The sequence below is a fragment of the Chryseobacterium tongliaonense genome (assembly GCF_041224435.1).
Classification (GTDB): Bacteria; Bacteroidota; Bacteroidia; order Flavobacteriales; family Weeksellaceae; genus Chryseobacterium; species Chryseobacterium tongliaoense.
This window is the reverse complement of the sequence record NZ_JBGFFD010000009.1, coordinates 157,912-182,049: the sequence shown is the minus strand read 5'-3', so window position 1 is coordinate 182,049 and position 24,138 is coordinate 157,912. Positions and strand designations below refer to the sequence as shown.

23 protein-coding genes and 4 tRNA genes are annotated in these 24,138 nt (G+C 34.7%); 7 read left to right on the top strand and 20 right to left on the bottom strand.

What is annotated here, in order from left to right:
- Nucleotides 1-8 precede the first annotated feature (8 nt).
- The 4 genes from AB8P06_RS17745 to bamJ form a co-directional block, all read right to left on the bottom strand.
- The gene (locus AB8P06_RS17745) at nt 9-662 is read right to left on the bottom strand and encodes an NAD(P)-dependent oxidoreductase (RefSeq protein ID WP_369843571.1); all 654 of its coding nucleotides are present in this window, start codon (nt 660-662) and stop codon (nt 9-11) included.
- 56 nt (nt 663-718) lie between these two features.
- Nucleotides 719-1,129 carry an Rrf2 family transcriptional regulator gene (locus AB8P06_RS17740; protein ID WP_369843570.1) on the bottom strand — a complete coding sequence of 137 codons (411 nt, stop codon included), beginning with the start codon at nt 1,127-1,129 and terminating at the stop codon, nt 719-721.
- A gap of 63 nt (nt 1,130-1,192) precedes the next feature.
- On the bottom strand, nt 1,193-2,143 hold the full coding sequence (locus tag AB8P06_RS17735) for a hypothetical protein (protein WP_369843569.1): 951 nt from the start codon (nt 2,141-2,143) through the stop codon (nt 1,193-1,195).
- 150 nt (nt 2,144-2,293) lie between these two features.
- A complete protein-coding gene (bamJ, locus tag AB8P06_RS17730; protein WP_369843568.1) occupies nt 2,294-2,797 on the bottom strand; it encodes a BamJ family beta-barrel-assembly machinery protein in 504 nt (167 codons plus the stop codon).
- Between the two features lie 129 nt (nt 2,798-2,926).
- Here bamJ and AB8P06_RS17725 point away from each other — a divergent pair, with 129 nt between their 5' ends.
- The gene (locus tag AB8P06_RS17725) at nt 2,927-3,925 is read left to right on the top strand and encodes a catalase family protein (RefSeq protein ID WP_369843567.1); all 999 of its coding nucleotides are present in this window, start codon (nt 2,927-2,929) and stop codon (nt 3,923-3,925) included.
- 59 nt (nt 3,926-3,984) lie between these two features.
- Here AB8P06_RS17725 and AB8P06_RS17720 read toward each other — a convergent pair whose 3' ends face one another.
- The 7 genes from AB8P06_RS17720 to AB8P06_RS17690 form a co-directional block, all read right to left on the bottom strand.
- Complete coding sequence (locus AB8P06_RS17720) at nt 3,985-5,022, bottom strand: TerC/Alx family metal homeostasis membrane protein (protein WP_369843566.1); 1,038 nt, start codon at nt 5,020-5,022, stop codon at nt 3,985-3,987.
- A 198-nt stretch (nt 5,023-5,220) separates the two neighbouring features.
- Nucleotides 5,221-5,829 (bottom strand): TerD family protein, encoded by a 609-nt coding sequence (locus AB8P06_RS17715; protein ID WP_369843565.1) that lies wholly within the window; start codon nt 5,827-5,829, stop codon nt 5,221-5,223.
- Nucleotides 5,830-6,002: 173 nt separating this feature from the next.
- Nucleotides 6,003-6,923 (bottom strand): hypothetical protein, encoded by a 921-nt coding sequence (locus AB8P06_RS17710; protein WP_369843564.1) that lies wholly within the window; start codon nt 6,921-6,923, stop codon nt 6,003-6,005.
- A gap of 39 nt (nt 6,924-6,962) precedes the next feature.
- Nucleotides 6,963-8,123, bottom strand: a complete 1,161-nt coding sequence (locus AB8P06_RS17705; RefSeq protein WP_369843563.1) for a toxic anion resistance protein — start codon at nt 8,121-8,123, stop codon at nt 6,963-6,965.
- 6 nt (nt 8,124-8,129) lie between these two features.
- A complete protein-coding gene (locus AB8P06_RS17700) occupies nt 8,130-8,684 on the bottom strand; it encodes a TerD family protein (RefSeq protein ID WP_369843562.1) in 555 nt (184 codons plus the stop codon).
- A complete protein-coding gene (locus tag AB8P06_RS17695) occupies nt 8,674-9,498 on the bottom strand; it encodes a phosphoribosyltransferase family protein (RefSeq protein WP_369843561.1) in 825 nt (274 codons plus the stop codon). Before AB8P06_RS17695 ends, AB8P06_RS17700 begins: the two co-directional genes overlap by 11 nt.
- Before the next feature lie 9 nt (nt 9,499-9,507).
- Entirely contained in the window at nt 9,508-10,176 is a 669-nt protein-coding gene (locus AB8P06_RS17690) for an HAD family hydrolase (protein WP_369843559.1), read from the bottom strand.
- Between the two features lie 678 nt (nt 10,177-10,854).
- On the opposite strand from AB8P06_RS17690, the gene fusA reads away from it, so the two are divergent.
- Nucleotides 10,855-12,921 (top strand): elongation factor G, encoded by a 2,067-nt coding sequence (fusA, locus tag AB8P06_RS17685; RefSeq protein WP_369843558.1) that lies wholly within the window; start codon nt 10,855-10,857, stop codon nt 12,919-12,921.
- Nucleotides 12,922-13,067: 146 nt separating this feature from the next.
- Here fusA and AB8P06_RS17680 read toward each other — a convergent pair whose 3' ends face one another.
- Nucleotides 13,068-14,606 carry a SulP family inorganic anion transporter gene (locus AB8P06_RS17680; RefSeq protein WP_369843557.1) on the bottom strand — a complete coding sequence of 513 codons (1,539 nt, stop codon included), beginning with the start codon at nt 14,604-14,606 and terminating at the stop codon, nt 13,068-13,070.
- Between the two features lie 591 nt (nt 14,607-15,197).
- On the opposite strand from AB8P06_RS17680, the gene AB8P06_RS17675 reads away from it, so the two are divergent.
- The 5 genes from AB8P06_RS17675 (at nt 15,198) to AB8P06_RS17655 (ending at nt 20,417) form a co-directional block, all read left to right on the top strand.
- Entirely contained in the window at nt 15,198-15,623 is a 426-nt protein-coding gene (locus AB8P06_RS17675; protein ID WP_369843556.1) for a transposase, read from the top strand.
- 14 nt (nt 15,624-15,637) lie between these two features.
- A complete protein-coding gene (locus tag AB8P06_RS17670) occupies nt 15,638-15,964 on the top strand; it encodes a helix-turn-helix domain-containing protein (protein ID WP_369843555.1) in 327 nt (108 codons plus the stop codon).
- A gap of 109 nt (nt 15,965-16,073) precedes the next feature.
- Nucleotides 16,074-17,588, top strand: a complete 1,515-nt coding sequence (locus AB8P06_RS17665; protein ID WP_369843554.1) for a tetratricopeptide repeat protein — start codon at nt 16,074-16,076, stop codon at nt 17,586-17,588.
- Between the two features lie 412 nt (nt 17,589-18,000).
- The gene (locus tag AB8P06_RS17660) at nt 18,001-19,515 is read left to right on the top strand and encodes a transcriptional regulator (RefSeq protein WP_369843553.1); all 1,515 of its coding nucleotides are present in this window, start codon (nt 18,001-18,003) and stop codon (nt 19,513-19,515) included.
- 455 nt (nt 19,516-19,970) lie between these two features.
- Nucleotides 19,971-20,417, top strand: a complete 447-nt coding sequence (locus tag AB8P06_RS17655; protein ID WP_369843552.1) for a VOC family protein — start codon at nt 19,971-19,973, stop codon at nt 20,415-20,417.
- A 50-nt stretch (nt 20,418-20,467) separates the two neighbouring features.
- On the opposite strand, the gene AB8P06_RS17650 is transcribed toward AB8P06_RS17655, so the two are convergent.
- The 8 genes from AB8P06_RS17650 to AB8P06_RS17615 all read right to left on the bottom strand — a co-directional run bounded on the left by AB8P06_RS17650 (nt 20,468) and on the right by AB8P06_RS17615 (nt 23,725).
- Entirely contained in the window at nt 20,468-21,019 is a 552-nt protein-coding gene (locus AB8P06_RS17650) for a 3'-5' exonuclease (RefSeq protein ID WP_369843551.1), read from the bottom strand.
- 110 nt (nt 21,020-21,129) lie between these two features.
- On the bottom strand, nt 21,130-21,675 hold the full coding sequence (locus AB8P06_RS17645; RefSeq protein ID WP_369843550.1) for a 3'-5' exonuclease: 546 nt from the start codon (nt 21,673-21,675) through the stop codon (nt 21,130-21,132).
- A gap of 194 nt (nt 21,676-21,869) precedes the next feature.
- Complete coding sequence (locus tag AB8P06_RS17640) at nt 21,870-22,271, bottom strand: cyclic-phosphate processing receiver domain-containing protein (RefSeq protein WP_369843549.1); 402 nt, start codon at nt 22,269-22,271, stop codon at nt 21,870-21,872.
- A gap of 8 nt (nt 22,272-22,279) precedes the next feature.
- Nucleotides 22,280-22,765 (bottom strand): ribonuclease H-like YkuK family protein, encoded by a 486-nt coding sequence (locus tag AB8P06_RS17635; protein ID WP_369843548.1) that lies wholly within the window; start codon nt 22,763-22,765, stop codon nt 22,280-22,282.
- 134 nt (nt 22,766-22,899) lie between these two features.
- Nucleotides 22,900-22,970: transfer RNA gene (locus tag AB8P06_RS17630), tRNA-Trp, on the bottom strand.
- A gap of 8 nt (nt 22,971-22,978) precedes the next feature.
- Nucleotides 22,979-23,051: transfer RNA gene (locus AB8P06_RS17625), tRNA-Gln, on the bottom strand.
- A 432-nt stretch (nt 23,052-23,483) separates the two neighbouring features.
- Nucleotides 23,484-23,555: transfer RNA gene (locus AB8P06_RS17620), tRNA-Glu, on the bottom strand.
- Nucleotides 23,556-23,638: 83 nt separating this feature from the next.
- Nucleotides 23,639-23,725, bottom strand: a tRNA-Tyr gene (locus tag AB8P06_RS17615).
- Nucleotides 23,726-24,138 lie beyond the last annotated feature (413 nt).

Genomic DNA, 24,138 nt, shown 5'->3' with positions numbered 1-24,138 from the left:
AGTTTAAATTAATACGCTGCTGTGAAACGTTCACGGATGTGGTTATTCTGTTCCAATTCGTCTACTAAAGCTACTGCTACGTCTTCTACAGAAAGGATGCTTCTTCCGTTTTCATCAAAAACCGGGGTTTCAAGAGAAGTTCTGTATTTTCCTGTTCTGGTTCCTACATTCGCCTGGTTCATTTCTATTGCAGGGCTGAAGAAAGTCCAGTCTAACGTATTGTTTTCTTTAATTTTGTTTAAATAATCTCTCGCTGCAGTTGCTCCGGGTTTGTATGCTTCCGGAAAGTCGGGAGTATCTACAATCTGTACATTGTCTGGGGTATAAAGGCTTCCGGCACCTCCTACAACGATTAATCTTTTTACTCCGGATTTTTCCACTGCTTTTTCAATATTTTCAGAACCTGTAAGAAAATCGTTGTAAAGATTCGGGTTCGTCCATCCTGCATTAAAAGTACTGATCACGGCATCACTTCCTTTCAGGCTTTCTGCTAATTCATCCACATTGTTTACATCAACGCTTTTCGCTGTTACTTTTTCATTCTGATCGATTTTGGAGGCATCTCTTACGATAGCTTCTACCGCGTATCCTCTGCTTTCCAATTCTTTCACTACGTGTGAACCTACAAATCCTGTCGCACCAATTACTGCTACTTTTTTCATAATATTTTATTTAAATTAATTGTAATAAATTTTGTTACATTTATGGCTAAAAATTTTTAGCTGAACTGATCAGTGAATTCTTTCAATGACTTGTCTCCTAAAAAATTTACAACCAAGCGGTCTGTTTCTTCGAATAAGGTATTTAAATGAGTGTTGATCTCCTTTCCTACGCTGCATGCAGGATTGGGATTATTATTTTTCTTTCCTAAAACTTCAGTATTTTTTATAGCTGAATATATCTCGGAAATATTAATCTGGTCTGCATTTTTAGCAAGCTGGCTCCCTCCTTCTTTTCCCTGTCTGCTTACAATTAAGCCTGCCTCTTTTAAAACACCGATCTCCTTACGCACAATGACAGGATTGATATTAATGCTACCCGCCATCCACTCGGAAGTCAACCATTCCTGAGGACTTTTGGCCAATAAGGTCATAATATGTACTGCCGTAGCAAATCTTGTATTGTTCATTATAATTACATGACAAAAGTATAACAAATTTTTAAATGTAACAAATTTTATTACATTTATTTTTTATAATATTAACTTATCCAGATCGAGAAGTAAATAATTGATGTTCTGATTAATCGTTCTTGTAGCCGACTGCATCTGGTTCAGCATGGCAGCCCTGTTATGTAAATCATCTGAACGATAAAATCCGCCATCGCTGAAAATAACCGATGCGTCTGCTTCCTGCCGGTTGTCATCAAACTGGTAATGCAGCCATCTCTCTTTCATACTCTGAATGATGGAATGCTCTTCTTTATTGGAAAATTTTTTCTCGGTATACATATACCAGATGAATGGCGGGAAGTTGGGAGATTCCAGTTTTTCACGCCAGATATCTCGTAAAAGATTTCTCTGATGAATAAATTCCACTTTTTTACCTTTAGGATTAAGGGTGGCCAAACCAAAACCTGCTCCCAGAACTCCACCACTGATATCGATCGCATTGCTCCAGCCATTATCTTTTACAATTCCTCCCGCAATAGATGCCGCTGCTCCCGCCGCAATGGAATACAGAATGAGTTTATTATTCCTGGAATCATTGAGATTGTCTACATAATTTCCGATCTGGGCAACGCGCTCTCCTTCACAGTCAAATTCTGCTGCTACAGCATCCAGTTCGGTCAAAGCAATTGTTATTTTACTATTGATCTTGGTTTTGAGCTGCAATACTTTAACCTGCGAACTCAGGGAAGTATCTTTTTTAAGCTCGATAATATCATGTACTTCATCAAGGTTATCCAACGCATTCAAAATCAAAATACTCTGATCGGAAAACATTCCCTTAAGTTCCTTATTTGCCGTTAAAATAGAATCTGAATTGTATGACGGCAGCTTATTGGTGTAATTATACTGAAACGGCGCTTTGCAATAGCTGTCTTTCAGGGTAAGGATGTTTTGTTTTATGGTCTGATTTTTCTTCGAAACGCATGAAGTTATCAAAGTACAAACCGTAAAAAGATAAAATAATTTTCTCATTTACTTAATGCTTTTCAGAGCTAATTGTGAAGACGCAAGAAATAATAAACTTAAAATCCCACATGATTATGATTAACTTATCACTAATATAATACAAATAAAAAATTTACCCGCCTGCGGGTAAATTTTTAAGCTATATTTAAGGTCGGATTATTTAATTCCCAGTAATTCCACTTCGAAAATAAGAGTACTGTTCGGTCCGATTTCTTTGCTGATCTGCTCTTCTCCATAGGCAAGATTGGGAGGAAGAAATAATTTCCATTTGCTTCCAACCGGCATGAGCTGAAGTGCTTCAGTCCATCCTGAAATCACACGGTTTAACGGGAAAGATGCCGGAGTTCCTCTTTTTACAGAACTGTCGAAAACTTCACCTTTAATGGTTGTTCCGTGATAATGACATTTTACGGTATCTTTTGCTTTTGGTTTGGCTCCGTCACCTTCAGTAATGATTTCATACTGCAAACCGCTCGGTAAGGTTACGACACCTTCTTTTTTGGCATTTTCTTCCATAAAGGCTTTCCCTTCATTCAGATTTTTTTCAGCCTGCTCTTTTTTACGTTTAAATAACATATCTGCTACTCCCATTGTTGATTTTTTTTTACAAAGATAAGTTTTGTTGCCGGAAGACTGAAACCGGGGAAAAGAAGTTTTCATTTATAAATATTAATCACAACTAAGTGATTTTTAGACTTATGACTAATAGTCTTTAAAAATTCAAACAAGCTTAATATTATTTTAACACATATCTCGGAACTTGGCGTTATAATTGAATTTAAAAACTAAATGCCAGATCCACTAAAATATAATAAGAATTTTGATAAACTGAGCGAAGAGGAGAAAGAGCTCCTTGAAGTGAATAAAAAAAGTATTGCCGATTTTGTAGAGCAGTCATCCTTCATAAGCGATGTGAATTATGCCACAAGAAATGCACACGCTAAAACATACGCCGTTGTAAAAGGTCAGTTCTTTCCCGGTTCTGATATTCCCGATGATTTAAAGCCTTTTTTCGATAAGGAAAGATATGATCTGGTTATACGGTTCTCAAATGCTCATTTAAAAATCAATAAGTCTAAAAAAGACATCCCCGCCTATGGATTCTCCGTAAAGATAAAGGATGAAGACGGTAGTTTACTTGCCAATTACCCTTTGGTAAATTTCCCGCTGTTCCCGGTGAATTCTGTAAGTACATTTTTACAGCTATTTACCGCAGTCAACCGGTTTTTAATGAAAAAATGGCGAAGCTTTATTCCATTAATGAAACAGATTCTTAAAGCCTGTCCAACTCTTTTCACTGCTTCATTTTTAAAAAACGGATTTGAATTGCTGAGGAAGCGCAATGATTTTATCCTGTCTTTTGATTACCATTCTGTAGGAGCCTATCGTATGGGAGATTATATGATGAAAATAAAACTGAGCCCGGTCTCTGTTGACAAGAATTTTGAAAAGAAATTAAATAACAGGGAAGCGATTGAGAAATATGTGAAATCAAATGATTTCACCGGAGAGGTTTACATTCAGATATGTTATGATCTGAAATACCAGCCCATCAATAAGCTCAATGTAGAATGGAAAAACTCACCATACATTAAAATCGGGGAAGTGAAAATTGATAAAGGTACTTTACTTGATTTCCGGGATTGTGAGAATGAACTGATGTCTTTTAATCCTTTTGAAAGTAAAGTTTTCTTTCAGCCTGTGGGAAAAATACAGAAGCTAAGGGATGAAACGTACAAAATATCCTTACAGACGAGAAGAAAGATCAATAAGCTTTTGCACGGATAATCTCTTGCTTCATCCAAAAAAATAAAGGCTTTACGATCGTAAAGCCTTTTAACAGTATTTTAATTTTCTTCCAATTCTTCCTTTTCCGCTTCTTTTTTATCGGGAAACATGATGGACAGAACCACTGAGATCACCAGTACTCCACCTACAATTCCTAATGAAACCGGGGATGAAATATGAATCCATGGAGCAATCAGCATCTTTACTCCGATAAAGGATAAAATAACGGCTAAACCGTATGGCAGCTTGCTGAACATATGAATGAAATTAGCCAGCAGGAAATACAATGATCTAAGCCCTAAAATTGCAAAAATATTCGAGGTATAGAGAATGAAAGGATCATTTGAGATCGCAAAAATTGCCGGGATGGAATCTACCGCAAAAAGAACGTCTGTAAATTCAATAACCCCAACCACTACTAAAAGCGGTGTTGCCATTTTGATTCCGTTCTGAACGGTGAAGAACTTATCTCCATCATAATTATCGGAAACTTTCCAGAAGCTTTTGATCAGTCTCGCCCCTGCAGTGTTGCTGTAATCTTCGTCGTCGTCATCATCACCGTCTCCCCAGGATTTAATCCCTGCATACACAAGGAATAACCCGAATAATGTCATTACGATATTGATTTTCACCGGATGACCGAAAATATTCATTTCAGGCAGGTAGGTTAAATTAATAAGCCCCACTCCCGCGAAGATGAAGATCGCCCTGAATATCAATGCTCCAATAATTCCCCAGAAAAGAACTTTATGGTGAAGGTATTTCGGGACTTTAAAAAATCCGAAAACAAGGATAAATACAAACAGGTTATCTACGGAAAGAGCCTTCTCAATCCAATAAGCTGCCTGATATTGGGTGAACTTTTCAATGGCAAGAGCATGACCTCCTGCATCCTGATTGAAAATCCAATACACTACACCTGAGAAAACCATGGATAATGAAATCCATACGACAGACCAGATGGTAGCTTCTTTTGAGGAGACCTCGTGACTTTTTTTATTAAAAACCCCTAAGTCCAGGAGCAACATGATAACCACCGTTATCGCAAATCCCCACACCAGACCAGGATGCAGTTCCAGAATACTTTGTTTTTCCACTTTAATTATGTGTTATTATACGATAAAGCAATAGCTGCACGAGTACAGATATTGCCGTTTTTATTTTAATTGACCAAAATACGATTTAAAATTCAATATTAAAATAAGTTTAGGCTAAAGCCATTGAACAACTCCTTTTATTTGTAAACGGGCTAAAGCCCGTCCCTATTGAATTAATATTCCTGACAATTTATCCTTTTATAAATATTTTTGCTGAACCGTTTTAATCGTTTCTTCTAATTTTCTGTCAGCTGTAGGATCTCCGATAGCGTTGAATTTCCATTCTCCGTTTCTTTTGTAGAAAACTCCCATTACCATAGCAACATGTCCTTTGAAAGATGCATCGTTTGCAATATCATATTTAGCAAAAACTTCTCTCACATTGGTAGGAGTTCCTTCATAAATACGGATAGAAGCAAAAGGTATTGTCCCGAAATCCTGGCCTCTGTAGCTGTTCAGAACCATGGCAACATGCTCTACATTGGCATCCAGCTGGCTGAAATCTACTGTGATCACTTCGTTGTCAAGGCCGTCATCTCCGTCTACGTCACCTGTTAAATCATCACCGCTGTGCTTTACGGAACCGTTTTTAGATTTAAGGTTTCCGAAATAGATTACTTCAGTGGCATTTTTATTTGAATCATACAGAATACAGCTTCCATCTAAATCTACCGCTTCTTTTTTAGTTCCGAAAAAGCCTTTTTTCTCAATTGCACCCCAGTTTATTCCGACACAAGCCTGTGTAAGCACTGCTCCATTTTCTTTCGTCAGGTTAATTCTTTGACCTTTTTGTAAGTTAATAGCCATATTTTCTTTTTATGTTTAGTTATTTATTATTTTTTGCTAAATCGTAAAACTGTTAAATTGAAAAATTGCACGATTGCGTTATTGTAAACTGTATATTTATTATACTCTTACGATTTCACAATTTAACGGTTTTGCTATTTTACAATTTAGCCTTTTTGCTTTTTTGCTTTTCGCTAATCATTTAAATTCAGGTTTAACATTGCCCGAAGAATATTGGTTTCTTCATTCACGTCAAATATCTTGCTCATAATATCTACACTCTCCAGATTTCGAAGATAGTCCTTTAATACAGATTCCACATCATCAGGAAGTATACGTTTTCTTTCATCAATCGTTTCTTCCAGTTCTTCATTCTTTCTTTTCAACTGATTGATAATAGAGGCCTGATTGGATTCATTTTCTGACGTATCCAGATCTTTTAATTCCTCATCAATCAGATACATCCGTCTGCCTTCTACATCAAAAATGAAATGCTCATCAGACTGAAAAATCCTGAACAATTCATATTCATTCCTTTCAAAACGAAAGCCGCAGACAAAACGAACTTTAAAACTCTGTATATTGAGTTTGCCCAATAATTTTCTTTCTATCGAATACTCCTGGTACTGATAAGAAGGCACAGAAGGAAGTTTAAGTTGGGCTTCATCCGCCAGCGTTCTGTAAAATTCAGCTGCATATCTTTTATGAAAATACAGGACGTCATTCCAGTTTAAGGTGAATTTGTCTTCTGTAAGATCTTTATACAGGTTTCTTAAATGCTGTGAAAATATGCCACTGTATATCTTTCTGTCTGTTTCAAAGCTATCAACCTTTCTTTCTTCAAAACCTGAAATATATTGGTTGTTGATATTAATTTCGTTAATAACAGCCAGTAAATCGTTTTCCTTTTTCTTTTTTATTTTGGTAAGCAATTCTATGAGGCTGTCGGTATACTGCAGATGAAAAAGCTCGAGTTTATGATAATCTAAAGCCTTATTTTCCTGAAATAAATTGTGTATAATATCCGTTTTAATATAAATTGATATGATAACAACATTTTCAAAAAAATTTGAAAGAAGTTTAAGCTTCGTTAATCTTCTTTTGCTTTGTGACATTATGATTACAGCTTCATCATCCACCTTTGTACCGTATTACTAACCTCTGATATTTGCTTTTAATTCGTGTTCCAATGTCTGTAAATCCTGATCCAGCTTTCTTCTGTTTTCCGTACCCTGTTTCTGGATCTGTTTCACTTCGTTCAGCGTATTGATCAACATAGCTGTTGTTTCTTTCAATGTTTCAGCTGAAACAATGGTTTGCTCGTTTGCTTTAGCCACATTTCTTGAATTCTGTCCGAGACGTTCTGCATTTTTCCTTAAGATCTCTTCTGTTGTGGAAGAAACCTTCTGCTGAATTTCAATGTTCTGCTGCTGTCTGTGCATGGCAACGGCCAGTGAAAGCTGGTTTTTCCAAACCGGTAATGTGGTCGTAAGAATGGTCTGCGCTTTTTCCGCAATAGAAACGTTGTTATTCTGAACCAGTCTGATCTGTGGAAGAGACTGCATCATAATCAGGCGAACCACTTTAAGATCGGCCAGTCGTCTGTCCAGTCTGTTGATAAAATCTCTTTTATCCGCAATCTGATAATCGGCAAAATTCTGAACATTGGCTTCCATTTCAGCAAGTTCTCCGGCAGCTCTTTCCATTCTCAGGTTTCCGGCAATTACAAGGTCTTCTATCTGCTTGATAGAATTCACGTTGCTGTCGAAGATGGTCTGCAATACTGCATTATCTTTTGTGGAAGTGATGATCCCAGCATTTACTTTATGGGAAATCTGGTCAATATTATTAACGATTTTATCATACTTCGCGAAAAGATTTTCTACCTGGGTTATCATTTTCTTCATAAAAGGCAGTCTGCTGAAAAAACCTTTTACTTTATTGCCACCGTTTATTTCGTCAACGTCTACGTAATTAAGCTCTACCAACAGATTATTGATCAGCTCACCTACTTCTCCGGAATTTGATCTTCTTACGTTATTTAAAAAACTGTCACTTTGATTTGCTAAAGTTTTTTGAAGCTCAGAGCCAAAATTTACAATAGAACCGGGATTGGTTTCATCAATTGCATTGGCGGCCGTTTCATATTTCTGTAAATCGGTACTCTGAATCTGGCTTAAATTGACATTCCCGTCTCTGTCTACCAGGACAGGAGCAGCTCCCTGACTTGGCTGGTTCGGTTGAACCGGCTCAAAAGTTTTGAGAGGTTCAATTGACTGAAGTGGATCATTTGATTGATTGGGTTGGTTATCCATGGTAAATTATTGATAGATTGATACAAATTTCTCAAGGCCTTCTCTTTGTCCGCTACCTACTGCCTCAAATTTCCACTCTCCGTTTCTGTTATAGATTCTTCCGAATTCTACAGCAGTTTCGATTGAAAAGTCTTCATCTAATTCGTATTTTAAGATTTCTTCATTCGTTTCCGTATTAAAAATTCTGATAAAGGAATTTCTTACCTGTCCGAAGTTCTGCTTTCTTGCTTCTGCTTCGTGAATCGTTACTACTACTGTAATTTCCTTAATTGCAGAATCAATTTTAGTAAGGTCAATTTTGATCTGCTCATCATCACCGTCACCATCACCTGTTAAGTTATCACCGGAGTGAATCACCGATTTATCCGGAGACTCAAGGTTGTTATAAAAAATAAAGTGATTATCTGAAACTAATTTTTTGTTCTCCCCTAATAAAAATAAAGAAGCATCTAAGTCAAAAGCTCCACCGGTAGATGTATTGTTGATATCCCATCCTAAACCCACTGTAAATTTAGGTGCATTTATATTTTCTCTTTGTCCTTTTTGTAAGTTAATAGCCATAATATAGTTCTGTTTGTGTTAAAGTGTTTATGTTATTTTCGTATTCTTTTATTAAATGATAATTATTGCTGATTGCCAGCTCAAGCAAATGATCTATTTGTTCCTTTTTTATTTTAGACGTTAGATATTCAAATTTACTTGATTCTAGTCCTAAAATATATTTCACAATTCTTGTATTAAACTGAAAACCGGGCTTTATCATCACTTCAGCTACATGCTCTACATTTTTCACTGCATAATAGTTAAAATAATTTTCAATCGTAGGATCGATGTCAAAATTCATCAGTTCAGCATAATACAGAAAGACAAAATCTGCTTTCACATCATACTGGTCCAGGATTTTATTCACCGTATACTCATGGCTTCCCGTAATTTTTATATCATCTATAAAAATACAAAGTTTTCCCTTTAAAAAATCTTTATCGATGTAATACGTATCATTGGCAATCAGGTTTTTACGGTCTTCGAAATTCAGATTCCCATAATCTGTAATATACGTATGATTACGGTTGATTTTTGATAAGACGCTCGACTTTTTTCCTTTCTGGAATAAATAAAAATCAAGATGTTTTTTAAAGTAAAAGCATAAGAAATTAGAAGCCGTAGGAATCGCCATATAAGGGCTTGGCAGCACTACAATTTCTTTATCGGTATTTAAAATCTCTTCATTTTCAGAAATAAACCCTTCGAATAATTCTTTTGCAAATTTCTCAGCATACGACCTGTCGCCATATTTAAAATAGCTGTATTCCGCGGGCGAAAAAGTGAATTCTTCCGCAGAATGGATGTGATGTAAACTGTATCTCTTATTCATATTAATATTTTAGTGTTTAAGCAGGTGCGCACTGAAACCAAAATCTTTTGCCCCTTTGTAATCAGCGATCGGATTGTCTCCGATATGCAGAATCTGATTCATGGGTAAATCCTGATTTTTAATCTTATTTTTCACTTCCTGAAATACAAGCGGATTCGGCTTGGAACAATTAATTTCATCCGAATAAATATGAAAATCTATGTATTGATCAAGGTTTTCTTCGATCAGAAATTTCCGCATCGTTGTTCCTTTGATAAAACCTGTATTGCTCAAAATATTAATCGTCTTTCCTTTACTTTTAATTTCATCAAAAAACGGATGAATATTTTCAAAAATAATAACAGGCTTATATTCCAGAAAAAGCTTTTCACTTTCCAGATAAAACTCATTTAATTTCTCCTTGCCTATCTGCTTTAAATCAACATCCGATGCTCCTAAAATCAACAGATACATTTCAAATGTATCGATATTCCCGCCTATCACTTCATTAATCGTATTGCATAAATCATCATAATATTTTACAATTTTCGCAACTTCCTCAACGGGCTTATCAATGTTGAAAAACGAGGTGAACAGCTCAACTCTTTTTGTTTTAAATTCAGGATGAGATTTTATTAAGGTAAGCCACAAATCAAAGGAAAAATGTGAGTGATTGTGGATGTCGATATCTACTTTCAAAATATTAGAAGTTAAAAGTTTTATTCAGCTTTTTCCTGAAAAAGATTTCATTTGATTTCATGTTCTTCACTTTAGTTTTTAAGTTGAATTTTTCAATTCTTCTCAAAGATAAAATTTTTATACTTAAAGTCTTATTTTTTAAGATTTTTTAAGATTTGGCAGCATTTACCTCAACATCTCAGCAAAAAAAATATAAAAAATTTTTTACATTTCATTTTTTTCTCTAATTTCGCAACCGATTAAAAATCAACAATGTCAACAAAAATGATAAATATTATTACTTTAAACCATCCTATCAGAGCTGTGTACTTTGGTAGCACTAAATATTTATCTGAATAGTAACTGACCTTTATACAACAAAAAATATATTAAGGCCTTTCTGTTCAGAGAGGTCTTTTTTGCTACCCTACTTTTCAGCTTTAACAATCAAAAAACTTCTGTTGTTTGATGATAAAGTATTGGAAATTTCTTTCAAACGCAAAGATTTATAAACTGTATATTTCAGTGAGCGAAGTACGGCGACAAAGTCGCTGATCAAGAAAACGTCTTAAAATTAATTCAATTTTTGCTCTCTTTAAATTAGATTTAATTTTAATAAATCTTTGCTTCAAAAAATTCAAGAAACATCATTCAACATTATTTCAGAAGTTTAAAAATCAACAATTTAAATTAAACAAAATGAAATACAACACACGAAATATAGGGATAATAGCACATGTAGATGCGGGAAAAACAACTTTGACGGAAAGGTTACTGTATTACACAGGATTAATCCATAAAATAGGAAACGTAGACGAAGGAAATACCACGATGGATAAAGATATTCAGGAAAAAAACCGAGGAATTACCATTTCTTCTGCAGCCATTTCCACACAATGGAAAAAAGGTCAAAATGTTTATAACATCAATATTATTGACACTCCGGGACATATTGATTTCGCAGTGGAAGTTGAACGTTCATTAAGGGTTTTAGACAGTGTTGTTGCGGTTTTCTGTGCTTCATCAGGAGTTCAGCCACAAACTGAAAACGTCTGGTTTCAGGCTGAAAAACACAGCATTTCAAAAATCTGTTTTATCAATAAAATGGACAGAATCGGAGCTGATTTCTTTGCTGTAGTGAGAGAAATTGAAACGAAATTAAATTCAACTCCATTGGTTTTACAGATTCCGATCGGTTCTGAAGATCGTTTTGAGGGAGTAATTGATATGCTGAAACAGAAAGCATTATACTGGCTAGATGAAAACGGGGAAACGATTGTGGAAGAAGAAATTCCGGAAAAGTATAAAACAGAAGCAGCAGAATACAGAATGAAATTGATGGAGACTTTAGCCGAATATGATGAAACTTTCTTTGAAATTTTCATGAATTCCGAAAACAGGATTACTGATGAAATGATTATTAAAAGTATTCAAAAGACCTGTCAGTCTTTAGCAGTTGTTCCCGTTTTATGTGGATCTGCTTTCAAAAACAAAGGGGTTCAGCCATTGCTGGATGCCATTGTGAGCTATCTTCCGGCTCCGGATCAGTTAACTTCCATAAAAGGAAAAAACCCGGCTACAGAAGAAATCATTGAGCTCGACCGAAATGAAGAAGAGACTTTCTCCGGATTGGTGTTTAAAGTTATGATCGATAAACATATGGGTAAACTGGCAATGCTACGGATATACTCGGGGGAAATAAAATCCGGTGACACGGTTATAAATGTAAGAACAGGTGAACACTTCAGGATATCGAGGATTTTAAAGATGCAGTCTGACAAAACATTATCTGTAGAAGAAGGGAAAGCCGGAGACCTCGTTGCCTTAACAGGAATAAAAGATGCCAAAACCGGGGACTCTTTATCATCTGTAAAGAGACCTGTTTTACTGGAACCTATTACAATTCCGGCACCGGTCATCAGGATTTCGATTGAACCTAAAACAAATCATGATGAGAAATCATTTGGTTTGGTTTTGGCTAAAATTCAGGAAGAAGATCCTTCTTTATGGGTAGAACGGGATAATCAGACTGGTGAAACTTTATTAAGCGGTTTGGGAGAGCTGCATCTTGAAGTTACTTTAGAAAAAATCCGGTTAAATCATGGCATTGAAATCAACCAGGGAAAACCTAAAGTTTCTTACAAAGAAATTCTAACCGAGACCAACACTCACAGGGAAAAACTCGTGAAGCAAGGTGGCGGCAGCGGACATTTTGCTGATATTACTTTTGAGATCGGCCCCAGAGATCATGACGAAACCGGTTTGGAATTTATCAACAGAATTAAAGGTGGCGTAATCCCTGGAGAATTTATTCCATCAGTAGAGAAAGGTTTCAGAGAAGCTATGGAAAATGGACCACTAAACGGATATCCGCTAAAAGGGATGAAAATTATTCTTCTTGATGGATCTACCCATGTTCAGGATTCTGCAGCTTATGATTTTGAAATGGCTGCAAGAGATGGCTACAGAGCTATTGCAAAGCAGTGTAAACCTAAATTTCTGGAGCCCGTTATGCAGGTTGAAATTCAGAGTATTGAAGAATACACCGGTGCTATAACCGCTGATATCAATAAAAGAAGAGGTATTATCACTTCTATTGATGAAAAATCAGGAAGAAAGATATTTACTGCAGAAGTGCCTTTAGCGTCCACTTTCGGATATATTTCAGATCTGAGAACACTGACGAGCGGAAGAGCTTCCATCAGTATGAAATTATCTCATTATACTTTAGTGCCTGATTTCATTTCAAATACTTTGATAACCTAAAAAAACAAGGGCTGTAAAATGATTTACAGTCCTTGTCTGGTTATGAGTGATGGATTCACAATCTTATTTTCTCTCGTGGAATTAATGGATTACTTAGTTTTTTGAGATTGCTTCGTCGCTTCGCTTCTCGCAATGACCTGCAGCTTCTACTTCTCAGGCATTACTTTATAGGTAGGATCATCCTGAATATTCACTTCAATTACAGCCTCGGCATTTTTCAGCATGGCACGGCAATCTTCACTTAAGTAACGTAAATACAGTACTTTATTTTGTTGATGATAACGTTTTGATAATTTATCCAAGGCATCAATGGCACTCATATCCACAATCCTGCTTTCTTTAAAATCTACTACGACTTCATCAGGGTCATTCACCGGATCAAATTTATCTGTAAAAGCAGTTGCAGACCCGAAAAACAGAGGCCCGTATATTTCGTAATGTTTTATTCCATTTTCATCAACATACTTTTTGGCCCTGATTCTTTTCGCATTATCCCAGGCAAAAACCAAAGCAGCAATAATAACTCCGATAAGAACAGCTAAAGCCAGATTATGAAGCACAATCGTAATCAGGGCAACAGTAATTCCCACAAAGATATCAGACCTTGGCATTTTATTGACGATTCTTATGGAAACCCATTGAAATGTACTTATGGAAACCATCATCATTACACCTGCTAAAGCCGCCATCGGAATTTTTCCGATAAGAGGAGCCCCGAATAAAATAATGATTAAAATGGTAACGGAAGCTATAATCCCCGAAAGCCTTGCTCTTGAACCGGCATTAAGATTCACCAGAGTCTGCGCAACCATTGCACAGCCACCCATTCCACCGAAGAAACCATTAGTTATATTAGCAACACCCTGTGCAACAGATTCGCGATTGGCACTTCCTTTTGAGTTTGTAATTTCATCCACCATTGATAAGGTAAGAAGAGATTCTATCAACCCTACTCCTGCCATCACCAATGCATAAGGGAAGATAATCTGTAATGTTTCCAGTGAGAAAGGGATTTTCGGAATATGAAACTCGGGCAGGCTGCCACTGATGCTGGCAACATCTTCTACAGTTTTAGTATTGATGTTAAATCCGGCAACAATTCCGAAGACCACTAAAATAGCCACCAGAGAAGCCGGAATTACTTTTGTTATTTTAGGAAAAAAATACACGATAGCAATCGTTAATGCCGTCAAGCCACCCATAATATATAAAGAAGTTCCCCGCATCCAACTGATCGTTCCCTGAGCATCTGTGATTTTGAACTGTTCAATCTGTGCCATGAAAATAATAACGGCAAGGCCATTTAAAAAGCCATACATTACAGGTTGTGGAATCAGCCGTACAAATTTCCCGAGTTTAAATATACCAACCAGCATTTGAAAAATCCCTGCCAGAGCCACTGTTGCAAAAAGATATTGTACTCCATGGGCTTGTATTAAAGCAATAAGCACGACGATCGTTGCGCCTGCCCCTCCTGAAACCATTCCGGGACGGCCACCCAGAACAGCAGTTACCAAACCCATTAAAAAAGCGGCATAGAGACCGGTTAAAGGAGAAAGACCTGCCAAAATAGCAAATGAAAGAGATTCGGGAATCATGGTCATTGCTACGGTAAGCCCTGCCAATATCTCATTTTTATAGTTGAGTTTTTTCGAAAAATCGAATAAAGTGATGGAGTTTTTCATTGAGTCACAAAGGTATGTACTTGAAATATTTTATACAATCATTCCTTCGGCATTATTTAGTCTAATAAATTTCTAAACCATATGTATTAAAATAGATAAAATATCATTAACATATCTTATTACATATTATATTATTTTTTATTAAAATTTACCATAAACTAATATTAATTAATTTATCCTTTGGTTTACTTTGTATTTTTTCTATATTTGAAAACAAAGAAACTGATGGTTAATGCTATTTAAAATCAGTTTCCGACTATATAATAACAGCTAAATTATATAAAGAAAATTGCATGAAAGAGCTTAAGACGTAATAATTTCACACTTGGATTGAAAAGTTGAATTTTAGCAGGCGAATGAAACAGGAAACATGTAATCGTCAAAAGCATTGAAGAGAGTAATATGATGCATATTAAGTTTTTAAATATTAAAAAAATGTATTTATTATTAACTGTTAATGTATTTAATTGAGTGATCTACCTGTTTTAACAATATACTGCTTCCTGATTATATCAATTCAAAAATCAATCTCTGAAACATTTATTACTCGTTTTTAGCACATGAAATTGTTTAACAAAAGGTTTACACAAAATGCTATACAAAGAAATTCATATAGGAAAGTTTATAAAGGAAAGAGTTGATGAAAGAGAAATTACAATAGAAAGGATCTGTAATTTTTTAAATACAGATGAGGAAGCCGTTGAAAAAATGTATAACAGCAAATCACTGGATACCGAACTTCTTCTCAGATGGTCAAAGTTATTGGAATATGACTTTTTCAGACTGTACAGCTCCCATCTTATTTTATATGCCCCACCTTCCGGCACTAATAAAAGCACTGAGAAATCTGAAAAGATTCCTTATTTCAGGAAGAATATTTACACCCAGGAAATTAAAGAGTTTATCATCAAAAGAATTCAATCCGGCGAAATGACGCATTCTGAGGTGATCAATGAATATTCTATTCCCAAAAGCACCCTCCACCGCTGGTTTCAAAAAATAAATAACACCCGATAATACGCAAAATAATAATGAGGCCTAATTACAGAAAAATATTTCACGATATGCTGCAGCTTGAGCATCCTGATAAATTAGAGGATCCTAAGATCAGGGAACTGCTAAAAAAGCTGAATACTACGGAAGAAGTATTAAACTTTAATGATAAGCTTTTCAAGCAATCCAAAGAAAGTTTAAAAAACAATCAGAAATTAAAGACGTACGATAAAAAAACAATGCTTAAGCTTTTGCAATATCAAAAAAAGCATGGGTTTTCTACAAGCTATATGTCTAAAAAATATAAAATAAGCAGGACTACTATTTCCAATTGGAAAAAAACATTTGAAGAAGAAATTGGCTAATTCAGAATATCAAAGCCGGTAAACAAATAGTTTGCCGGCTTTTTCATTACCTGTATTGCCGTGTTGAAATTTTAATCTATAATCATTATCTTTAAGAGGTAAAGATCGTATGGTTAAAGTCTTCAACTCTATAAAGAACAGTTTTTTATTGGTCATCCTATTATTGTCAAACATTTCTGTTTGTCAGGCACAGCATCATGAAATTAAAAAGATTGATGAGCTATTGCAGAAATCTGAGAATAGTTTCAGGAATCTTAACGATCTGGATCAATTAAGATATGCCAAGCAGGCCAACGAATTGGCAAGGAAAATTAATAATTCACAAAGGATAACCGAAAGTTATTTTTCTATGGCGCGTTCCCTGTCTTTTCTGGAGATGCAAAAAGAAAGTTTTATTTACATCAATAAAGCATTTCAACAACCCTATTCTAAAAAAAGCACTCTTATTCAGGCTCAGTTGAAAGATATAAAAACTTACAATTATTATCATTTAGGATTACATACCCAGGCTAAAAAAGAATTAACGGATATCGTTAATCTCCTGAAGGATGACAAAAGTAAAAAAGCCATTCTTCTTTTACAAAAAACATACCTGATTATCGGCCTTTATAAAAAAGACTCTGCAAGATATTATGCCCAATTATGTTTTAACAAGCTAAAGCAATTACCTGAAAAAGAAGTATATCTGGAATTATCTGATTTATACAGAACCTTAGGTGCACAATTTCTGAAAAAGAATAAAGATTCTTCTTTTTATTACTTTAACAAAAGCCTGGAAGTTAACAAGAAATATCATCATCCTGTCCTTTTACTGGATTATATTGCTTTTGGAGACTATTATTCCGAACAAAAACAATATCAGGAGGCCATCAATTATTATCAGAAAGCAATTCAAAATATCCAGGAACAATCTGCAACACCCGAACTTTCGGCGAATAATGGTCTTTATAAAAAAATATCAGATCTGTACGGAAAAATAGGGGAAAAAGAAAAACAGTCCGAATATGAGCACATTTATTTTGGACTCCAGAAAAAATTGATTGCAGAAAGAAATAAAAATATAAATTATGCTCTTAACATCGTCCTAAGTGACAAACAGGATCAATATAAAAATTCTGAAGACAGAAACAATATATTTATTTTGACAGGAATTGGGATATTATTTATTACTGCTTTTTTGGGATATAAGTTGCTGAGAAAAAACTCAGAAAAGAAAATTTCTGCCCCTGAAACTGCGGACTTTTCACAAGAAAGTAATGATATTTCACATAACAAAACTACTGAAATTGATGAGCTTCAGATTACATCTAATCTTGCTTATCAGGAAATAATAGAACTTGCCAAGAACAATGATGCTTCATTTTATTTCCGGTTTCAGGAAGCTTACCCTGAGTTTCAGAAAAAACTCCTTGAATATAATTCTGGTTTAAGAGTTTCCGAGCTTACTTTTTGTGCTTACATTTTTTTGGGGTTCAAGTCTAAGGATATTGCAAAATATACATTTAAATCTATTCATACTATTCGGAACAGAAAGCAAAATATTCGCAAAAAGTTCAATATTGAACCTGATCAGGATATAAAATTTTGGTTAATAAATTTAATCAAAATCAAAAAAAACAGCTAAAATAAATCTTATAAATCAACGAGTTACACTCGGATAGTATACAAATGGTATGTTATCTTTTTGTATTTCTTGTTAATTTTCTGTCAATTTACATCATAGAAATTCATAGAACACAAATGATGAAGATCAGTTAAGTGTTTACATTTTTCTGATTTATTTCTAAAAACACACAATGATGAAAATTAGTAGAAGATAGGGTAGTATATTCATCCTGTATTGCCCTACTACTATTAATTTCCATTCTTCACCTTTTCTAAACTTTATTAAAAAAAACTTTTATTTTTCTTTTTTATGATAAAAATATCATGAAGAAACAAATAATTCATTAAATTTATTACTATTCATTTATTTTAGAATTAACTATTCTATTTTTGTGATCGTTAATTTTAGTTAATTAAGGAATAAGGATAGTATGACTGAAACAAAATTTATTAAGAATAGTTTAGTACTGTTCACTATTCTAGTCTCAGGTTTTCTGACCTGTCAGGATTATGAATTTAAGAAAATTGACAGTTTATTAACCCAATCCTTCAACAGCCGTAAAAAATACAATGATTTTGAAGGTTTAAAGTATGCTAAAGCAGCAAGCTCATTAGCTGAAAAAACAGGTAACTCAGAAAGAATGGCGAGAAGCTATTATAGTATGGCCATTTCTTTATCCCATCTCCGACTGCAGAAACAAAGTCTTTTCTATATCGAAAAAGCTTACGACCAGCCTTATACCAAAAATAATATTGTCTTTGAATCTAAACTGAAAGAAGTAAAATCATACAATTATATGACTTTGGGCCTTACATCGCAAAGTCAGAAAGAACTCTTTGGTATTGTCAACCTGTTACGAAAAAAGGAGGATACTGCCTCAACAAAAGTATTGATCCGGGTTTATGGCCATATCGGAAAGAATTATCAAAATAAAAGCAAAATGGACTCTGCTTTTATATACTATAAATTAAAGGACAGACTTTTAAAAAAATTCCCGGAACCATACACCAATATTTACAGGAACTTATCTGATCATTATATTGAATTGGGAAATGCTTTTTTAAAGAAACAAATCACGGATTCCGCTTTTTATTATTATCAAAAAAGTTATCAGCTGAAACAGAAATATAATAATCCGGTCCTTTTCATGGAGTACATACAGTTTGGAAATTATTATCGTCAACTTAAGGAATATCAAAAGGCATTGGATTTTTACCAGAAGGCAGTCCGGAATATGGAAGATTATTCTGTAAACCAGGCATCATTTAATTATGTCTATTCTGATATATCAAAAATGTATGGAGTTTTAGGTGACAAAGAAATGCAAAACAAATATGAGGGTATTTATCTTAAAATGGAAAACAAAGCCCTGATAGAAAAGCATGAAAATATAGATTATGCCCTTAATATTATCATAAAAGACTATGAAAAAAGATATAAAACATCCCAAAAGAAAAAGAATTTATGGTTGTATGGCGGTGTCATTATTGCCTTGCTGGCCTTAGCATTTTTAATATTCAAAATTACCCCAAAAAAAAGGACACATAAAGAACTGCCTCCTGACACCGCCATCAATACTCCCATACCGGAAAATGAAGTTATTTCTCAAAAAAGCACTGATCAGGACCTGCAATTAAAAAGCAGCGATGCCTACAATGAATTAATAAAATTTTCCAAGAATAATGATTCTTCATTTTACTTCCGGTTCCAGCAGGTTTATCCGCAATTTGAAAAAAAAATATTGGAAGTATGCCCGGGTTTAAGAACATCGGAACTTATTCTTTGTGCCTATATATTTTTAGGGTTTACCATTAAAGATATCGCAGAATACACTTTCAAATCTGTTCATACAATCCGGAACAGGAAACAGAATCTACGCAAAAAATTCAATATTCCAACTGAACGGGATATGGGAATCTGGCTCAGGGAGCTAATGGAAAGCTAACAGTTTATTATCAAAAAATTGTACTTTTTTATAAAATAGTATCCAAATAGTACCCTTATTTTTTGGGTCTATATTTAATTTTCATTCTATTTGCATCAGAAAACAAATTATCCTCATTGAGTGAATATTTCTAAAAAACAAATGATGAGAAAGAAATATTCAGATAATCATTTTCTGTAAAAATACAATGATGAACAAATAGTAGTGCAGGGCAATGATTCAAAAATTGCCCTGCTTCTATTCAAATTAAAACATAAAATCAATATTATTCAAATATCTTACTTTTTCGAAAAATAGCCTGATGATTATTTCATCAGGCTATTTTATAAAGGTAATATAATCAACAAACAACCAACACATAAGATCTATCTATCATTTATTTCATATAAAGAAATCAACTGCTTGAAATTTTTGAGGATTTGTTTTCTAGCTTTGCTCAGATTAAATTAAAAACTATGATTAAAGGATTATATGAAACTCATGTTCAGGTAAGTAATTTGGAAAACTCTATACAGTTTTATACTGAAGCTTTAGGTTTAAAGCTTGCCCATCGTGATGAAAACCGTCCGATTGTATTTTTATGGATCGGGAAAAATAAGGAATCTATGCTTGGTTTGTGGGAACAAAAGGAAAATCTGCAGCCCAGACATTTTGCATTTTCAGCGGATAAGGAAGATATCCTGAATTATTCTGTTGAGTTTTTAAGAAAACAGGATCTGAAACCTTATAATTTTCTGAAAAACGGGACGGATAACCCCATGGTTTTTGCCTGGATGCCTGCACTAGCTATTTATTTTAATGATCCGGATGGAAACCAGCTGGAGTTTATTTCAATTTTGGAAGGTGACGGAAAACCTGAATTGGGAGTACTTTCTTATGAGGAATGGCTGGAGAGGAAATAGAAAACTCCCTTTCTGAAAGGGAGCCATTGTCATGTTTTTAGATCGCTACATTAATATTGCATCAGGCACCAATGTAAAATTTTCGCAATATTTTTTGCATCATCCACACCTCTGTGGTGAGTCCCTTCGAGTTTAAGATTCAGTTCACCCAACGCTCTTGCCATACCAACACTTTTCCGGACTGTCGGATGCAATTCCCCGAATAACGTTTTCACATTGATATGATCATCACTCAAAGGATAATCAAGATTGAATCTTCTTGCCTGGTTTTGAAGCATCGTCAAATCATAGTTTCCATAACTGGCCCATGTCAGGTCTTCCGAGTCATATTCTGCCCTCAGAATATCCAGTGCATCTTCCAGTAAAATGCCTTCATCATCCAGCATTTTCTGAGTAATAGAAGTCAGCTCTGTACAAAACGGACTTACTTTTGAAAATTGGGGCTTAACTAAAATCCCCTCATTTTTGGAAACCATGCCGGTTTTTGCATCCATAATGCAGACTCCGATTTCTATGATTTCACTTTCCTGACCTCTCGGTGGCCGGTCATTCCAACATGTCGCTTCAAGGTCTATAATTAATATTTTATCTGTTGTTTTCATTTGTTTAAATTTATTAATAGTTGAAAATTTGAGGCTTTAAAGAAACCTGAAGCAAATAACATTTCTGTAGTAGCTTCTCTCCTTATACTTCTAACTTCCTTACTTTATTACTACACCAAAATTTCTCTTAAAATCCTGGCTGCATTATAAGCATCGTCTGCTCCGCTATGATGATTTCCCTCAAAATCCATCTTCAGATAATTCAGGGCTCTTTTTAAACCCATCAGTTTATGAAGATTAAAATATTGCCTGAATTCATCCATCACATTCAGATAGTCATAAGAAAAGGGAATTTCAATTCCGAGCCAGTCACATTGTTCAAAGATCTGTTCTTTATCAAAGTTTCCAAATCCTGCCCAAGTAAGCGGAAGTGAGTGATATTCGTCTTTGATTTTTTCGCAGGCTTCTTCAAAATAAATACCTTTTTCTTCTATCAGTTTCGGACTGATTCCGGTAAGAGCGGTACAAAATCTATTGATCTCAGATCTTTCCGGAATTACATAGATGCTTTGTTTTTTGGAAATTGTTTTTGACTCTAAGTTTAATTCACAAATTCCTATTTCTATAATATCAACTTTTTGCCCGATAGGAATTCTGTCGTTTTCCCAACATGTGGCTTCCAAATCGATGATTAAAATTTCATTGGTTGTTTTCATTTTTATTATTTTTTATTCTACATATTTTTATTCATCTGCATCCGGTTTTATAATTTATGGAGGAAAAGTGGGAAGAAATACCCTAAAGAATAAGTTGCTGCTAAAGCTTTGCAAAGATAAAAACATGAATACGCATTCTATTTACGCAGCTAAAATAATTTCAAAAAAACTCCCCGAAGGGAGCATTTTTAGTTTTATTTTAAGTTTTTAAAGTTTTTCAAAAGACCTACAATATTTTCCTTTCCCACAGGATTCATCGAATGGCAGTAGAATTCCGGCAGGTCTATGTGATTATCCATGCAGTATTCTATCAGCCATTTTGCACAATCATAACCTGTTTTTTCAGCAATTTCCTGAGAATTCGGCTTCAGATAATTTTCATCTGCAAGATCGTGATCAAAAGAAATCATTTCAGGAAGTCCTTTTTCCAGAATTCTATTAACAAACTCCTCGTAATTCCGAACGATATGCCAGTCTTTTCTGAGAAAAATATCCTGTTTTGTATAATGATATGCATCAACAGGATATCTTACATCATCCAGGAATAAAAATCTTTTGGGCATTTCCATTGTTTTAATTTTAATCGGAAAGTTCATATTTTTAATTAAACCATCATATCAGCACAGTTGGAGCTTGCAAATGCAAAAGGCTTTGCTTTGAACACATATCCCATTCCAAGAATATATCCCATAGCATCTTTCAATGCGACATTGGATTTAAAATCCGGATCGGTATTAATGTCAGCGTGTACCTCCATTTCCACACCATAAGCATCCAAAACAGAGCAGATAGCGTATGCAATTTCTACGGATTTGTTCACCTCGTTCAGCATTCGTTCTTTGATACTGATATTCTGTATTTCTCTTTCTTTTCTGATAAAGGTAAACGCTCCTTTTCCCTCACGAATAAATACTACTGCGGTAGCATAATTAATGGCGTCACCATATACATGGGAATCTGATCCCACACAGACTTTCAGTCGGTGTCCATTAGCCTGTTCGCGGATGATGGCTTCTTCTACCAGCTTTCTGATAGAATTCCGGAAAATTTTTCCATTCATGTTCTGCCATGTTTGTTGTTGCGTTTCCATTTTTTCTACATGTTTTAAAGTTGTTTTGTTAAAATATTACTTGTGAATGGTGAATTGTCAATCCGTTTCACGATCAATTTTAAATTCATTTACGAAGTAAAATTTGCTATTCACTATCTTCATTCACTTTTCTGCACTCCGAACAGGACTCGAACCTATACCATCAGTTTTGGAGACTGAAGTGCTGCCATTACACTATCAGAGTAATTTCTGTTGATTCATAAGGACTCGAACCTGAACAACAAGAGTCAAAGTCTTGTGTGCTGACCAATTACACTATGAATCAGAGTTAATTGAAAATTGTGAATGGTCAATTGTTAATTTTTTTCGTACTTTTTTAATTCACATTTGGCGTATTCACTTTTCACAATAAATTTTTTATAGAACAAACAGGAATCGAACCTGCACCTCTAGTTTTTCAGATTAACGTGCAGATCTTCTACACCACTCTTCCGGTTTAAAAGTAATTATGATTGGTGATAAAAACTGTCTGTAAAATTCACCATTAACAATTGACTATTCACAATAATTAGGTCTGAGAAGGCTTGTCTATTATAAACTATGCCTGTAATATTGTTGTAAAGATCTTCTGCGCTTGACAAAACCTTTCCCGTTCCTATTATTTCTTGTGTCAATGGTGAATTGTCAATTTTTTCGCTTTCAATTTTTTAAATTCACTTGCATAGCAATATTCACTATTAACCTATTCACTTTTTTGTACTCTATAAGGGAATCGAACCCTTGTTTTCTGCTCGAAAGACAGGCGTCCTGACCGTTAGACGAATAGAGCAATTAAAAACCACAACCAGGAATCGAACCTGAACAACAAGAGTACATTTCCTGCATGCTGCCATTACATTATCAGTGGTTTTTTGGTGGAAGTAGCAGGATTCGAACCTGCTCAGCAATGAAGCAACAGATTTACAGTCTGCCCCGACTCTCCAACTTCGGCGTACTTCCTTTTTTAATGATGCCCAATTTTTTACAAAACTTAATTCCCATTTCTCTTGAAGAAAAACAAAGCCTGTCTTTATTTTTTGTTTGATATAAGAACTTCTACGCTCGACAAACTTTTATTTTTCTCCGGAACTAATCTCACTTTAGTTATTTGAGATGGTTATGGGATTGTTCATCACCTATTTTATTTTTTATTTGAATTCACGAATGTTTCACATTTCAAACCCACTCAGCTCACGCAACGGTTTTGCAGACCGCCGACTCTTCCACTTCGGCGAACCATCAGATTTTAAATGATGAAGATAAATGATGAGTAATATTTTCACTTCCATCTTCCATTCTAGCTCAAATTTCTTTTCTTGAGTTAAGAAAAAGTCTGTCTATATTTTCCATGTTTTTGGCGTAAAGATCTTCTG

What these genes read in the sequence shown, in the direction of transcription:
- AB8P06_RS17745 (WP_369843571.1), bottom strand. Translation starts at nt 662, where the DNA reads ATGAAAAAAGTAGCAGTAATTGGTGCGACAGGATTTGTAGGTTCACAC.
- AB8P06_RS17710 (WP_369843564.1), bottom strand. Translation starts at nt 6,923, where the DNA reads ATGTCACAAAGCAAAAGAAGATTAACGAAGCTTAAACTTCTTTCAAAT.
- AB8P06_RS17645 (WP_369843550.1), bottom strand. Translation starts at nt 21,675, where the DNA reads ATGAAAACAACCAATGAAATTTTAATCATCGATTTGGAAGCCACATGT.
- AB8P06_RS17680 (WP_369843557.1), bottom strand. Translation starts at nt 14,606, where the DNA reads ATGAAAAACTCCATCACTTTATTCGATTTTTCGAAAAAACTCAACTAT.
- AB8P06_RS17725 (WP_369843567.1), top strand. Translation starts at nt 2,927, where the DNA reads ATGCCAGATCCACTAAAATATAATAAGAATTTTGATAAACTGAGCGAA.
- AB8P06_RS17695 (WP_369843561.1), bottom strand. Translation starts at nt 9,498, where the DNA reads ATGAATAAGAGATACAGTTTACATCACATCCATTCTGCGGAAGAATTC.
- AB8P06_RS17635 (WP_369843548.1), bottom strand. Translation starts at nt 22,765, where the DNA reads ATGGAAACGCAACAACAAACATGGCAGAACATGAATGGAAAAATTTTC.
- AB8P06_RS17655 (WP_369843552.1), top strand. Translation starts at nt 19,971, where the DNA reads ATGATTAAAGGATTATATGAAACTCATGTTCAGGTAAGTAATTTGGAA.
- AB8P06_RS17735 (WP_369843569.1), bottom strand. Translation starts at nt 2,143, where the DNA reads ATGAGAAAATTATTTTATCTTTTTACGGTTTGTACTTTGATAACTTCA.
- AB8P06_RS17705 (WP_369843563.1), bottom strand. Translation starts at nt 8,123, where the DNA reads ATGGATAACCAACCCAATCAATCAAATGATCCACTTCAGTCAATTGAA.
- bamJ (WP_369843568.1), bottom strand. Translation starts at nt 2,797, where the DNA reads ATGAAAACTTCTTTTCCCCGGTTTCAGTCTTCCGGCAACAAAACTTAT.
- AB8P06_RS17675 (WP_369843556.1), top strand. Translation starts at nt 15,198, where the DNA reads ATGCTATACAAAGAAATTCATATAGGAAAGTTTATAAAGGAAAGAGTT.
- AB8P06_RS17715 (WP_369843565.1), bottom strand. Translation starts at nt 5,829, where the DNA reads ATGGCTATTAACTTACAAAAAGGTCAAAGAATTAACCTGACGAAAGAA.
- AB8P06_RS17650 (WP_369843551.1), bottom strand. Translation starts at nt 21,019, where the DNA reads ATGAAAACAACAGATAAAATATTAATTATAGACCTTGAAGCGACATGT.
- AB8P06_RS17660 (WP_369843553.1), top strand. Translation starts at nt 18,001, where the DNA reads ATGACTGAAACAAAATTTATTAAGAATAGTTTAGTACTGTTCACTATT.
- AB8P06_RS17640 (WP_369843549.1), bottom strand. Translation starts at nt 22,271, where the DNA reads ATGAACTTTCCGATTAAAATTAAAACAATGGAAATGCCCAAAAGATTT.
- AB8P06_RS17700 (WP_369843562.1), bottom strand. Translation starts at nt 8,684, where the DNA reads ATGGCTATTAACTTACAAAAAGGACAAAGAGAAAATATAAATGCACCT.
- fusA (WP_369843558.1), top strand. Translation starts at nt 10,855, where the DNA reads ATGAAATACAACACACGAAATATAGGGATAATAGCACATGTAGATGCG.
- AB8P06_RS17670 (WP_369843555.1), top strand. Translation starts at nt 15,638, where the DNA reads ATGAGGCCTAATTACAGAAAAATATTTCACGATATGCTGCAGCTTGAG.
- AB8P06_RS17740 (WP_369843570.1), bottom strand. Translation starts at nt 1,129, where the DNA reads ATGAACAATACAAGATTTGCTACGGCAGTACATATTATGACCTTATTG.
- AB8P06_RS17665 (WP_369843554.1), top strand. Translation starts at nt 16,074, where the DNA reads ATGGTTAAAGTCTTCAACTCTATAAAGAACAGTTTTTTATTGGTCATC.